This window comes from Pandoraea pulmonicola (assembly GCF_000815105.2).
Taxonomy (GTDB): domain Bacteria; phylum Pseudomonadota; class Gammaproteobacteria; order Burkholderiales; family Burkholderiaceae; genus Pandoraea; species Pandoraea pulmonicola.
The window spans coordinates 17,744-32,628 of record NZ_CP010310.2; the positions used below are offsets into that span (position 1 = coordinate 17,744).

The 14,885-nt window shown below is 59.7% G+C and carries 6 protein-coding genes; 5 read left to right on the plus strand and 1 reads right to left on the minus strand.

Annotated features, from left to right (window positions below):
• Positions 1 to 500: 500 nt before the first annotated feature.
• Positions 501 to 2,279, minus strand: coding sequence for a ShlB/FhaC/HecB family hemolysin secretion/activation protein (locus tag RO07_RS00045; protein WP_174234873.1), 1,779 nt, complete (start codon positions 2,277 to 2,279; stop codon positions 501 to 503).
• 401 nt (positions 2,280 to 2,680) lie between these two features.
• Between RO07_RS00045 and RO07_RS00050 the strand changes: the two genes are divergently transcribed.
• The 5 genes from RO07_RS00050 (at position 2,681) to RO07_RS00065 (ending at position 14,331) form a co-directional block, all read left to right on the plus strand.
• Positions 2,681 to 11,620, plus strand: a complete 8,940-nt coding sequence (locus RO07_RS00050; protein ID WP_160118088.1) for a two-partner secretion domain-containing protein — start codon at positions 2,681 to 2,683, stop codon at positions 11,618 to 11,620.
• A 7-nt stretch (positions 11,621 to 11,627) separates the two neighbouring features.
• Positions 11,628 to 12,062 (plus strand): hypothetical protein, encoded by a 435-nt coding sequence (locus tag RO07_RS00055; protein ID WP_039406941.1) that lies wholly within the window; start codon positions 11,628 to 11,630, stop codon positions 12,060 to 12,062.
• A gap of 371 nt (positions 12,063 to 12,433) precedes the next feature.
• Complete coding sequence (locus tag RO07_RS25625) at positions 12,434 to 12,784, plus strand: hypothetical protein (protein WP_147284580.1); 351 nt, start codon at positions 12,434 to 12,436, stop codon at positions 12,782 to 12,784.
• 18 nt (positions 12,785 to 12,802) lie between these two features.
• Complete coding sequence (locus RO07_RS00060) at positions 12,803 to 14,026, plus strand: hypothetical protein (RefSeq protein WP_052266888.1); 1,224 nt, start codon at positions 12,803 to 12,805, stop codon at positions 14,024 to 14,026.
• Positions 14,026 to 14,331 carry a DUF3630 family protein gene (locus RO07_RS00065; RefSeq protein WP_039406943.1) on the plus strand — a complete coding sequence of 102 codons (306 nt, stop codon included), beginning with the start codon at positions 14,026 to 14,028 and terminating at the stop codon, positions 14,329 to 14,331. The genes RO07_RS00060 and RO07_RS00065 overlap by 1 nt, the downstream gene beginning before the upstream one ends.
• Positions 14,332 to 14,885: the final 554 nt, after the last annotated feature.

The window sequence follows — 14,885 nt, forward strand, 5'->3', positions numbered from 1 at the left end:
TTCTGTGATGTCATTACGCAAGTTGCCGACGAATGGTAAGGGGCAAACTTCCCAAAAACAAGTGGGTGGCACACCGCCTCAAGCACCCCCCGCCCTTGTCCTACGTATGAGCGCTTTTCTAAGGCACTTCCCGGAAATCAAATAAGGCGAATAGCGCTTGTTTGTCCTAACGGCGTGGGGGCGAATCGCGGGGCAGTAGCTCAGTCGAAAAGCGAATGTGCGACGAAGTTGTCGCGACTGCTCTACGTCTGTCGTCGCTACGTCATTTGCTGAACTTACGGTTACGGTTTAGAAGTCCGTAGGTCGAGTGTCCGAGCTACTCACAGCCCACCGTCTAGATTCGACGCTGGCCACTCCAAGTAGAGTGTTCAGTTTCATTCTTGCGCCGGATTTCCGCGACCGAACTCCCAGTCCCAGAACCGCGGCCAACGATTAGAATTTCGCTCGCGCTGTACAGCAAACGGCAACGTTGGCTCGTAGATCTGATGGGCCAAGCGACGTCAGAATTGCGCCGTGAGCGAGAATCCCACCGTTGTGCGTGCGGTTTGGAAAGTCTTCGGTTTGTAGACCGGAACTCCCGCAAAGACTTCTCCAGCGACGAAGCCGAACGGCAACTTGGCATTGCCCCGCATACCAATGACAGCCCCGGCGAGTTGCGTGCCGGCGAGATAGGCGGCGTTCGGACCGCTCACGCGCCCGTAATCGACGCCAGCGAACAGTGAGACGCCGGACGCACCCAACATCCATTGCAACTCGTTGCGCCAGTAGAAACCCTTTTCGGCCGCCAACGACGACTCACCGTCAAAACCCCTCACCGTGTAGCGGCTGCCGATACTCAAGTCGTCGATGTAGTGCAGAACGTCGTTGGTGAACTGCCCGTGAAATGTCGTGACGTAGCGAAGTGGCAATTGACCCATCGGAAGTGACAGGTTGGCATCGAGTACGACCATCTTGAAACGGTACGTCGGGGTGCCGGGAACCGCGTTGTCCCGTGCGGCGCCAAGCCCTGCGACGCTTTGCCGGTACATGAGGCTTCCGTCGAATTGTCCCGCACCGATGTAATGACGATCCACAATGCCGAACTCGATGAATGTGTTGTTCCGGTACTGCTGGTCGATTTCCGCGTCTTCGAGGAAACTCCTTCCAAACCGCTTGCTCAGGCGAACCTGCGCGCTCAACACGTTGCTCTGACTACGCTGAATCACACGGGACAGCTTGAAGTCGAGGTTCTGCGACTGTCCGCGAGTTACGAAGGTGTCATTCACGCCGGCGATCTGCTGGTTGTACCGGTTGGCATAAGCCGCGAATGTGGCGGTCCAATATCCCCACGGGATCGAATAGAAGGCATTCCATCCATTCGAGCCGAAGCGCTTGTCGGCGAACGCGAGATCGTGCGTTGCGCCGACGTTCAGGATGTCGTTCAGTCCAAGCGGATTGTCGATGCCAAGCGCAAGGCTGCCCTGCAATTTCCCCGTATCGCGAGAGCCCGAATTGTCGACCGACGCAACGACACTCCATCGCTTCGCGCGTTTCACCTCAATGACGACGTCGCTTTCACCGGCTAGCGCCGTCGGCACGATCTGCATGGTGACGTCCTGACTTGCGACGCGCTTCATTTGCTCGAGCCCCTGCTCCAGATCGCGCAACTCCAGAAGGTCGCCGGGGCTCGTCGGGAAGGCGTTGCGCCACGTGCCGTATTGCGACGCGTCCGAAAAGCGGATGTCGTGCAGCATGCCGGGGATCAGCGTGAGCTTCAGTTCGCCCGAGGTGATGTCCTGCTCCGGCACCAACACGCGCGTGGTGACGTAACCCTTCGCCAGAATCGCCTTCGTCAACCCTGCCGTGATGTCCGTGATCCCCTGTTTGCCGATGCACTGGCCGCGGTAGTGCGCTAGCCAGGTCGCGGCGAAAGCGAACGGATCGAGCGGTAGCGACGAGGCCCCGGCGGCTTGCGCGCGCGGCGGGGACGAGGGCGGCACTTCCAGTGAGAAATCGTTGATCCGGAAACAGGGCGTCTCCGCAGGCAGTGCGGGAAAGCCATCTGCTGCCGGCAACGCGGAGCGAAGCGCCGGGGCATTGACGGTGGCGGCACGCTCCTGCGCCTGCCGTTGTTGCTCCAGAAGCTGTTGCTGGCGCGCGCTGGTTCCGGCGGCATCGACGGCTGCCGGTGTTTGCGCGATCGCGAGCGACAGCGTCATGGGGGACGTCAACAAGGCGGCAACGAGAAGCGGACTGGCGGCGCGGGAGATGCTGAAAGTGCGAATTGAATCGTGATTCATTTCGATACGTCGGACGTCTGGTGCCGCAGGAGGACGAGCGCCAGCCCAGCCTGGATTCAGGCCGAAGTCCATTGCAATGGTGGAAGAAACGCCCTGACGTGGGCAGCCCTGAAATCAGGCGTCGAAACTTATCATGATCCCCGGCGATATTGGTTAGGTATATTTATTTTTCGGAATATTACCGTTGTTGATCATTTTATGAAAGATGAAGGTTAACTAAGAAACAAAAAATTGAATATTTAGTAACATTCGGTGTGCGAAGTTTGTAACGATGTAAACAAAATCGGGACGTAGATCCCGGTCATAACAAGTCGTACAAAGATCAGATGAAAACACACGAGAATCGGCGTGCTCGAGGCACGTCTGGCGGCGCTCGCGCGGAAGCGGGGTTCCAACGCGCCATGGTTCGGGCATTGGTATTGGCCCAGGTCATCGCACCGCTGTCGGTGCGCGCGCAGGTTGTGGCGGCGCCGGGCGGCAATGGGCCCTCGGTGGTGCAGACGGCCAATGGACTTCAACAAGTCAATATCACCACGCCCACGGCCGCAGGCGTATCAAAGAACGTCTATACGCAATTCGACGTTCCCCGTCAGGGCGTGATTCTGAATAACTCGCCGACGATCGTGAATACGCAGCAAGCGGGATACGTCAACGGGAATCCCAACCTTGCCCGCGATCAGGCCGCGCGTGTCATTCTCAATCAGGTCAACAGCAACTCTCCGAGCCAGCTTCGTGGCTATCTGGAAGTGGCGGGCAAGGCGGCGCAGGTTGTCGTGGCCAACAGTGCCGGCATCATGGTCGATGGCGGCGGCTTCATCAACACTACGCGGGCCGTGCTCACGACCGGCACGCCCATCATGGGCGCCGACGGCAGCCTCACCGGCTATCAGGTCAACGGCGGACGTCTGACGATTCAAGGCGACGGCCTGAACGCCGCGAACGTCGATCAGGTCGATCTCATCGCGCGTGCGGTGCAGGTCAACGCAGCGTTGCACGCCAAGCAGCTCAATGTGGTGACGGGCGCGAATCGCGTCGATCATGAAAGTCTGGCCGTCCAGAAGATTGCGGCGGACGGCGCCACTCCGGACGTTTCCATCGATGTCGGCCAACTCGGCGGCATGTATGCGCAGCGCATCTTCCTCGTGGGTACGGAAAATGGCGTCGGCGTGTCGAACAAGGGCGTGGTCGCGGCGCAGGCTGGCGACCTGACGCTGACGACGCAAGGCAAGCTCGTCAATACCGGCAAGACAGAGGCCAGCGGGAATGTCGCGCTCAACGCGCGCGACGGGATCGACAACCAGGGTAATGTGTACGCAGGTGGCAGCGCCGATGTGCGCACCGGCGCTGCGTTGGAAAATCATGGCTTGCTGAGCGCCGCTGGCAACGTTGGTGCGCAGGCTGCGAGCGTGCTGTCGGATGGAACGTTGGGTGCCGGTATCGATGCGAATGGCCAGGCTACGCTCGCTGGCAGTCTGAGCGTCACGGCTTCCGGCAAGGTGACGGCTACGGGGCGTAACGTCGCGCGAGGCGATCTGAGCATCACCGGCAGTGCGCTCGACCTGTCCGGCAGCCGCACGGATGCCAGCGGCGGCCTTACACTCACATCGCAAGCGGGCGATATCGATATTCAGCGCGCCATCGTCTCGGCGTCCAATGCGCTGAAAATCAGCTCCGCACAGCATTTGCTCAACGCGAGCGGCAATCTTGGCGCCGACACCATCACGCTGGCGGCGATGGGGAAAATCGACAACCGCGACGCGCAGTCGGTCGCCACGACCCGTCTCGATGTCAGCGGCACGAGTATCGACAACCAGCGCGGGCTGCTGCAATCCGGTTCGGCGCTGAAGATCAGGGGCGCTTCGCTGGACAACTCGGCGGGTCGTGTCGTGTCCCTCTCTGGCGACGATGCGGTCGTCGATGTCGACGGCGAACTTCGCAACGCAAGCGGGACGACCGCCGGCGGCAAGACGGGGGGTGTGATCGGTGGCAATGGCGATCTCGAGCTTCACGCCGATTCGCTGGTCAATTCGGCGCAGATCGTGGCGGGCAAGGCGTTGAACCTTACCGGCCGGCAACTGGACAACGCCGGTGGGACCGTCTCAGGGGAGAACATCGACGCCACGCTTGGCGGTGCATTGATCAACCGCCAGGGGGTGATTTCCGCGACGACGTCCAAGCTCCTGACGGCGAGTCTGGACAATCGGGACGGCTTGATCGACGCCGATGCGCTGTCGCTCACAGCCACGGGCGACGTCTCGAACGGGACCGGGCAGATCAAGCAATATGGTCAGGCGGTGCAGACCGTCAGGATTGGCGGCCTCTTCGATAACACCAGCGGGAATGTGATGTCGAACGCAAGCGCGTTGACGCTCGACGTCGGCGGATTGACGAACGACGGCGGTAAGGTGAGTCATCTCGGCGGCGAGAGGCTGACCGTCCTCGCGACGGGCGGGTTCACGAATGCATCGGGCATCTTGGGCAGTCTCGGCGCGCTGACCATGACCGCAGCGCGAATCGACAACACGGCCGGTGAACTGAGCGCGGGCGACACGGCAACGCTTTCGTCCACGTCGTACATCCGCAATCGCGATGGAGGCAAGGTCCACGGCGCCAAGGGGCTTTCGGTCTCCGCAACAGGCGACATCGACAACGCCGCGGGTTCGCTTCAAGCGGCAGGCAACGTGAGCGTAGCCGCCACGGGCGTGCTAACGAACACCGGCGGACGCATCAGCGCGAACGGCGCGCACGATAGACTGACGGTCGCGGTCGGCAGCATCGCCAACGCGTCCGGGCAGATCACGAATGCCGGCGATGGCGACACCGAACTTACCGCCGCGCGCGACATCGGAAATGCGGCCGGTACGCTCGGCGGCAACGGAAAGCTCGCGATTGCGGCGGCATCGCTGAGCAACGTGTCCGGCGGGAAAGTCATTGGCGGTGGCGCGGTTACGCTCGGCGTCAGCGGCACCATCGACAACACGGGCGGACGCGTGTTCGGCGGCACGTCGCTCGCAGCGACGCAGGAAAGCGCGAGTGTGGTCAATGCCGGTGGCACCATCGAAAGCGCTGGCGACGTCGCGCTTCAGGTCGCGTCGTTGAACAATGCGGATGGCGTGATCCGTTCGAACCGGGATGTCGGCGTGGGCGGTGCCATGAGTGGCGCGGGCCAAATGACGGCCGGACGCAATCTGACGTTCGCGGCGATTGGCGACTACGTGAACTCGTCCACCAATCGTCTGCGCGCCGACGGCGTGCTCAAACTCACTTCCACGGGCCGGCTGACGAACACTGGTGCGTTAAACGCGCCGGGAACGCTGGATATTCACGCCGCGGAGATCGTCAACGCAGCGGGCGGCGGCTTCAATGCGGCAACGACACGCCTGAATGCGGACGGACTGTTCTCCAATGCCGGCAGCGTCGGCGGTGACACGGTTCGGATTCAGGCCGGCAGCTTTGTCAATGCGAACGCGGTGCTGGGTAACGACGTACAGGTCAACGCCACCAGCGTCGAGAACAATGGTGCGGCGGCTGTCATGGGGGGCGCGAAGCGGCTTGCGCTGTACGCAACGAACAACGTGTCGAACTACGATGGCGCGTTGATGTACAGCATTGGCGATATCGAAATTGCGCGGGACGGCACACGTGACGGCGCTGGTCTGCTTGCCAATCAGATTGCGGTATTGGACAACCGCTCGGCCAGCATCGTCGCGGACGGCAATCTCGACATTGCAGCGCGTGCCGTGAACAACACGCGCACGAGCATCGTAACGCGGCCTGGAACGCCGGAATCCAGTACGCAGGGTTACAGCCTGTACACAGCCGGGCTGGTGGGCGGAACGGAAACACAGTCGCACACGAGCCTGACTTTCAAGGAGTGGGTCTGGGGGGCGGGTGCAGCGCCCATTTCGTCGATGCTGCTGGAGCGCCTTGCGGTGCCAATCACGGTCGATGTGCCGAAGTCGCAGGTGACGAACCTGAACATGTCGGCCCGGACGTTCAGCCTGACAAAGCCGCTCGAAGAATCGTATCAGGACCTCACGACCTCCGGTCAGGGGCCGTGCGACGACCACGGGCAGTGCGCGTCGACCACGAAGACGCGGGAAGTCGGCAAGAACCCCACGCAGTATTACAACAACATCGTCGACAACGGTTCGACGTATCGCATCACGTTCTGGCCGGACTGGGATCCGAAGACGATGATCCGCCCCGATCAGGCGATCTCTCGCGGCGATCTGGGCATCGATCAGCGTGACTACAACGAAATCGCGCGTTACGTGACGACGACCCGCACGCGCGACGAACTCGTGAGTGCGTCCCCGGAAGCCAAGTTGCAGGCGCAAGGGTCGATCCGAATCAATGCCGACGGCGGCGCCGTCAACAACCAGTCGTCGACGATGACGGCTGGCCGGGATCTCATCCGGCGCGCGCAAGGCGGCACGATCAACGACGTGGGTATCCTCTTGCAGGAGACGGTCACGCAGTCGCAGACGTCGACCTTCTACTGGCATCAGAAGTCGGGGGGCGACAGCGAGCAACTGGACGTGGCCTACCCCGTCACGCCGCTGCCGCCGGTGACGCTGGCCTCGCTGCCGGCAATCGCGCTTGGCGGGCAGTCGGTGCAGTCGTCGGGACGGAACATCACGGTCGCGAGCGTCGATCGCTCCGGCAACACTGTCGGCAGTGCTGGCGTGACCGGCGGGAATGCCACCGGCACGCAGTTGGGCAACCTGTCTGGCGGCGTGGCGAATCGGCAAACGCTGGGCTCGTCGGCGCAGCCCATTCCCGGTCTGACGTTGCCGCGCAATGGTCTGTTCCAGTTGCGCACGGCTCCCGGACAAAACTACCTGGTTGCGACCGATCCACGCTTTACCGACTACGGGAAGTTCATCTCCAGCGACTACATGCTCGCTGCGCTGAATCTCGACCCGCAGAAGACTCAGAAGCGCATCGGCGACGGCTTCTACGAAACGCAGCTCGTGCGGGATCAGATTACGGCGTTGACCGGCAAGACGCTACTCGCCGGCTACACCAACTATCTCGACGAGTACACTGCGCTGCTCAACAACGGCGTGACCTACGGCAAGCAATTCGGGCTGTCCGTTGGCGTGGGGCTATCGGACGCGCAGATGAAGCAGTTGACGAGCGACATGGTGTGGCTCGTCTCGCAGGACGTCACGCTGCCGGACGGCTCGGTGCAATCCGTGCTGGTGCCGCAGGTGTATCTGGCGCAGGCGAATACGGTGGATCTCACGAACACCGGTGCGCTGGTCGCCGGCGGCAGTGTGAAGCTTGCCGCGACGGGCGACGTCAAGAACAGCGGCCAGATCGTCAGCGATACCGCGACGACGATTCTTGGCGACGCGATCGTGAACCTGGGCGTCGTTGGCAGCGGTGGCACGACGGCGCTCTCGTCGCTGGGCGACATCCGCAACACGGGCGGTCGCATCGGCGGCAAGGACGTCGTGGTACAGGCCGGCCGCGACCTCATCAACGAATCGACCACACTGACCCAGATCGCAGGGACGAACAACGGCGGCAGCTTTACGTCGTCCGCGTCGGCCACCGGTATCGGAGCGGTCGGCATCATCTCGGGAACGAACAGCGTGGCGGCGGTGGCCGGACGCGACGTCACGCTCAATGCAGGCGCCATCGCCAGCGATGGGGTTGTGGTGGTTGCGGCAGGTCGCGATATCAAGGCCAACACGGTGACGGTTGGCCAGTCGCAGACCGTTGGTACCACCGACGGGAAGAACGGCGGCAGCGACGTCATCGTGCAGAACGTTGGCAGCGCGATCTCCGCCGGTGGCAATCTGACGACGGTCTCGGGGCGTGATACGACGTTGCGTGGCGCGACGGTGGCAGCGGGCGGAAATGCGACGGTGCTTGCCGGCAACGACGTAACGGTGACGGCGGTCAAGGACTCCCACACGCACGACGAGTACTCCTTCGGCGGGTCGTTGCAGTACACGAAGTCGTCGCTGGACGAGGCGGTGCGAGGCTCGTCCGTGAGCGCGGGCGGCAACTTGCTGGTCGGCGCCGGGCAGACGGGTGCGGTCAACGGTGTTCTTGGGGCTTACCAGATCGGTCCGGTCGCGGCGTCGTCCGGGTCGGGCAATCTGACGGTGCTGGGTTCGTCCGTTTCGTCGCAAGGCATCGGTGCCGTGGCGCTGGCAGCCACAGGGGACGTCAAGATCGGGACGATTTCGGAGACGCACGACAGTAGCAGCTGGAAACACGACAGCAGTTCGGGATTCCTCTCAAAGACGGAGGAGACATCGTCGTCCCGCTCGCATCAGACGATTGCAGTGGGCTCGACGGTGTCAGGCAATGCGGTTGGCGTCTCGGCGGGACGGGATCTCGTCGTCAGTGGGTCGACGGTCGTTGGGACGCGGGACGTCGCCCTGCAGGCCGGACGCGATCTGCGCATCGAGTCGGCGCGGAACGAGAGCCAGAGCAGCACGTTCTACGAGAAGAAGAGCTCGGGGCTGGGTTCGTCGGGTGGCGTGGGGATCTCGTACGGCAAGAACGAGCAGCGTGACCGGACCAACGATAGCAGCGTGACGCAGACGGGTAGCCTTGTCGGTAGCCTGAACGGCAACGTGAGCATGGTGGCGGGCAATGACCTTCTGGTTCGTGGCAGCAATATCGTGGCGGCAGGGGACGTGACCGGTATCGGTCAGAACGTCACCATCGACTCGGCAGTGGAGCGTGAGCACCACGACGAGATGCACGAGTACAAGAGCTCGGGATTTACGTTGGCAGTGAAGTCACCGGTCATCGATGCCGTGCAAAACGTCACCAATCAGGTCAAAGCGGCGGTGGATTCGGGCGGCGACGCGCGAGTCTCGGCATTGCGTGGATACGCTGCGGCGAGCGGGGCTTACGGGGCGTATAACGAGGCCAAGGGGGCGCTGAATGCTCTCGCCGATCCGAAAGCGAAGCCTGAAGCCAAGGTCGAGTTGAGCTGGGGTTCGTCGAGCAGCAAGTCGACATCGTCGTTCGACAGCACGAAGAACATCGGCAGCAACATCAAGTCGGGCGGCACGACTGCATTCATTGCCACGGGGGATGCAGCTTCCGGCAAGGGCAACGTCAACATCATCGGATCGAACATCGATGCGAAGGACGTCCTGCTGCAAGCAAGCAACCAGGTCAATGTGCTCAGTAGCAAGGACGCGGAATCGACCCGCAGCGACAACGAGTCGAAGGGCGGCAGTTTTGGCGTTTCGTTCGGCACGGGCGGGTTGGGCGTGTCGGCGTCGATGTCACGGGCGAATGGCGATGCGAACTCGGATTCGACATTCCAGAACAACTCACACATCAACGCCAGTAATACGGCAATGATTGTGAGCGGAGGCGATACGAATATCGTCGGCGGCGGCGTGAGTGCCGACAAGGTGATGGCGCGTGTAGGTGGAGATCTGAATATCGCCAGCGTGCAGGATACGAGCGAGAGCTCGGCGCATCAGGAGAGTATGGGCGGTGGTTTGAATCTCAGCATGGGCGGCGCGTCAGGGAGCTTCAGCTATTCGCGAGGCAATGCGAGCGGCAACTACGCGGGTGTGGTCGAACAGTCGGGGATTCAGGCGGGCACCGGCGGGTTCGACGTTAACGTTGCGGGCAACACCGACCTGAAGGGTGCGTACATCGCGAGTACGGCGGACCCGTCGAAGAATCAGCTGACGACGGGCACGCTGACGTTCTCGGACATCCAAAACCACTCCGACTACAGCGCGAACAGCTTTGGTGTGGGTGGTGGCTTCACGATGGGCGACGGCGGCGCGAATGAGCGCCGGACCGGACCTTCGTCCGGCAAGAACACGGGCGGCATCTCACCGATGCTGCCGCAGTCGGAAAGCGGAAGCGAGCGAGGAACGACGCGTAGCGGTGTCAGCGATGGAACGATCACGCTGACGAACGGCGCGAGCCAGACACAGGACGTCGCAAGTCTGAACCGCGATACTTCGAATCTGAACGAAACGGTGAACCGTACACCGGATCTGCAGAAACTACTGGGTGATCAGTCGCGACTGATGGCGGCTGCGACGGCTGCAGGGGAGGCAGTGGCGCGGGATATTGGGACGTATGCGGACAAAAAGAGAGAGGCGGCGCAAAAGCTAGCCGACGGCACGACCGATCCGGAGTTGAAGGCGCAATACCAGAAAGAGGCAGACGACTGGAAGGAAGGTGGGGACTACCGCGCGGCGATGCACGCGGCAGGCGGAGCGATTGTCGCAGGCCTTGGTGGCGGCAATGCACTGGGCGGTGCGTTGGGTGCGGGGTTGACGTCAAAGCTGGGCGGGGTGCTGAATGAACTTAGCGACAACATTCAGAAGGCACGTCCGACGGGCAACAAGGATATCGATCAGGCATTGGCGCAGATCGTGGCGACAGGCGTTGGCACTGTGATTGGTGCGGCGGCTGGAGGGAGTTCCGGCGCGTTCACAGGGTTTAACGTCGATCGCTTTAACCGGCAGTTGCATCCGGATGAGAGGGTGCTCGCGCGGAGAATCTTAGAAGATGCAAAGAGTCGCGGCATAGTCAATCCGGATGGTTCACCGATTTCGCTCACGCAGATAGAAAACACCATGCGTGCAGCCAATAACAGTGCCTATGGAGAAAGCGCTTGGACCGGTGCCGTAGTGAAACTCAATGCCGACACGAAGGCCAGCGAGGTTTACGATAACGAAGGCATGCGCGTATACAGTGACGCGTCCGGTAACAAATATCTCGTTCAGGACGCGGCGATGCTGGCACCGCCTCCTGACGCGCTGCGCGACTTGATTTTGGCGAGTACGGGAGGGGGAAGTTCGCCGTACAGTTGGAATGTGCCGTCGTCGCAAGCGGTACAGACCAATGGCTCCTCGTCGAAGATTGACTCCTATGGACCGTTTTCACCGGGGTGGAATATTGGTGACAATTCAGCTGGGTTTCAACGGCCGGGTATCCCTTTCCCCGATTACATCACGGCCAGCGGCAACGCCTTGGGTTTGGCGGGAGCAGTCACGTTGAACCTACATAACGGTCAAGTATTTATCGGAGGCGGTGGTTCTGTGCCAGTGGTGTTAGGCGCGAGCGTTGGATTGGGGTGGCTACCGTCGGTCTATGGGGCGCCCAAAAATGAAAAAGCATGGAATACAAATCAACTTCTCGAGGGAGGCGCCTACACGGCAGCTGTCTGTGCCTATGGCGCCTGTGTTGGTGCGAATCACGCTATCGGCGGAAGTACGGCTGTCGAGATCGGTCTGGGAATTGGTGCACCGACAAAAGCGATAAATCTCGGTGGAAGTGCGGGAACAGGGGTGTCTTTGCCAATGTTTAAAATTCCTATGTCGCAATAGTTGAATCATGTTGAATAAAAAACTCTTTAAACACTATGCAATAGCACTAGGGGTAGTGTTGTGGCTGTTCGTCGTCATTTTTGCGATGGTGAAAAATCCATCAACGACCGATGCAAGTGCGAAGATGACGATGATGAAGGCGGATATGGCGCGGATGCTCGCAAACGGAGGGGATGTTATTTATCGAAATGAGAGCGCGAAGTTCGGCGGTGCGCTCTTATCGATCATGATCCGCAAGGCGGCATGGACGGAGCGGCTTCGGGATATGTACATCGAAACTCTTGTGGGTCTCGGCTGGCGTCAGACCCAAACCGGCCCCGCTACTTTCTGTAAAGGGGGCGTGATTGCGGAGATTCACCCAAGCGTCGAAGACTACAAGGGCGTGCCAGTAGTACTTATCGGCATGATGTACGACGCCACGACAATTAACTCGTGCAAATAGTCAACATGTAGAGGCACCACCTACTGCCTCAGGAAGTGTTTGATTCAATCGGCAACCGCGTATCGTAAGTTCGGTGGGGGCAAAGAATCTAGAACCTGAACTGAAGTGGGTTAATGGCCAAAAGGTATCGGGCAGTAGTTTGCAAAAAACGATGACCGAAAATTTCATTTCGAACAACGTGACTGAGCCCGTAGATCATCTGCATTCAGGCGGGCACCGGCGGGTTCGACGTCAACGTTGCGGGCAACACGGATCTGAAGGGCGCGTACATCGCGAGTACGGCGGACCCGTCGAAAAATCAACTGACAACGGGCTCGCTGACGTTCTCGGACATCCAAAACCACTCCGACTACAGCGCGAACAGCTTTGGTGTGGGTGGTGGCTTCACGATGGGCAACGGCGGCGCGAATGAGCGCCGGACCGGACCTTCGTCCGGCAAGAACACGGGCGGTATCTCACCGATGCTGCCGCAGTCGGAAGGCGGAAGCGAGCGAGGAACGACGCGTAGCGGTGTCAGCGATGGAACGATCACACTGACGAACGGCGCGAGCCAGACACTGGACCTCGCAAGTCTAAACCGCGATACTTCGAATCTTAACGAAACGGTGAACCGTACGCCGGATCTGCAGAAACTACTGGGTGATCAGTCGCGACTGATGGCGGCTGCGACGGCTGCAGGGGAGGCAGTGGCGCGGGATATTGGGACGTATGCGGATAAATAGAGAGAAGACGCTCTCAAGTTGGCAGAGAAAACAGACGATCCAGCGCTGAAGGCTCAGTACCTACAGGAGGCAAAAGACTGGGCCGAGGGCGGCGATTCACGTGCACTCATGCACGCAGCGGGTGGTGCCATCGTGGCTGGACTGGGTGGCGGAAACGCACTTGGCGGTGCGCTAGGCGCGGGGCTGACGTCGAAGCTGGGTAAGGAACTCAACGATCTGAGTAAGGATCCGCGCAAGGATGAGCGGAAGCGGATTCAGCAAGATATCGCTCCGCAATTCGCTGCGGCCCATCCCGGAATGACTGTTGAGCAGGCAACTCAGATACTCGCAGATCAACTTCTGAGGCAAGTGGACACAACTGCCGCTGCCAAGGGTGGTTGGAACCAGGATGCTGCGAACTACTTGAACAACTACGCCGCCGCACATGCGAGCGAAACCGTTGGTAAAGATCAATGGGGAAATGCCGTACCGCTGTTTGGGACTGCAGCTGGATATCAACGTAACGACAGTACGATCTTCAGCGCAAATCCACAGACGGAAATTCCACCGCCAGCATTAGGTTTTGGTTCTCTTGGCGGCTATTTCAAGGGGGTGGGGCAAGGTCTAGCTGAAACGCTGGGACATCCGTTAGACACCATTTGGGGGAGTCTGAAAGGCGTCTACACCACTATCGCCGATCCTGTGGGGACGGCGAAGCACCTGCAAGACGAGGTGCGAAACGCAGTTATTCAGGTTGGGCATGGCGATTTTGGACCAGCAGGGAACAACATCGGACAGCAACTCGACACGACGCTAATAGATTCTGTGACGGCGACCGGCGGTGGTGTTTTGATTGGAAAAGTGATTCCAGGTGTCAAGGATTCGAAGGCGACGGCGGGAACCGCTGACGCTACGGCCAACAACAATTTCTACCGAGATGGCCTTCCGTATGATGTGAGGCGCATCGCGTACGAGGCTGACTCGAGGAGTCTTTCCAATACCGTAGATAAGATGCGGGTATCAGGATCGAGTGAGGAGGCTGTCGCGCGATGGGCGGTCGACGAGAGAAACGCTCTTAAACTGCAATATCGAGATATATCCCCTCCGGAATTCGTGGCGGCGGTGGAGGCGAGAAACGTCGAGAAATACGGTAACAAGCTAGGGCCCACAGTCGAGCAACTTAGACAAAAGGGACTGTCGTGGACAGAGATCGCTAACGCTGCTGCTCGTCCTGGTGGGCAAGATTTGGGATTCGGAAAATAATGGAAATTTCATTGGAAACATCGCCGACGGGATTCCGATATATCGCGGTTCTGCGGCCCGTTGATTGGGAACGTGCTCCGAGAATTGTCGCGGAGATCCTTAGCCTCTTAGATGCTTCTGAGGTGACGACGATTGCGAATGACGACGCGATATCCGTTGATACAAAATGGTGGAATTTCACCTTCAACGGAAAGCGATTCAGGATAGTGTACGAAGAATGGCCGAAGGGTCTTTCGATAGAGCCGATTGAAACCGTAGACTTACAGATTTTGCTAGAGATTTCCCAGAAACTCTTGGCTGCGTAATCAAAGTGATCTGTTGCAAAGAGTGCGGTGAAAAAATGGGGATGTCACGTCGAACATTGGACTGCTCCAAGTTCGGGCAGGATCTCCGAGGTGGTCAGGCCTGATCGTCATGGCTTTCTTAAGTCTTGCGTTCGAAAGGCGTCTTGATTACATGCACGAGCCCGTGAAATTTGAAGCAGGTGCGTGGTGGGCTTCAGCAGGCACGCTTGCACTTCTCGTGATCGGAGCAATGACCATCAGGTGGAAGGGCTACAAAAGCGCGGGTGTGCGAAGAGGGGCAATCGTCCTAACTGGAGTGGCTCTCATTGCATTGCTGCTAATCTCCGGGGGAACAGTTGTTGTCTGCTGAACAATACAAATACTCTGAGAGGCTGTTGCGATATTAGTTAACCAGAGGCTTGAGACGCTTCCAGTAAATCAAGGCACAAACCAAGGGCATAGAGGCCTCGTGGACATGAGCGTAGCGTTCGTAACGAATCATGCGGGATATCAATTGGGGGCAAGATTTTATGCAATTATTCTAATTGGAATATGCAGAAGAGTAATTGACTTGA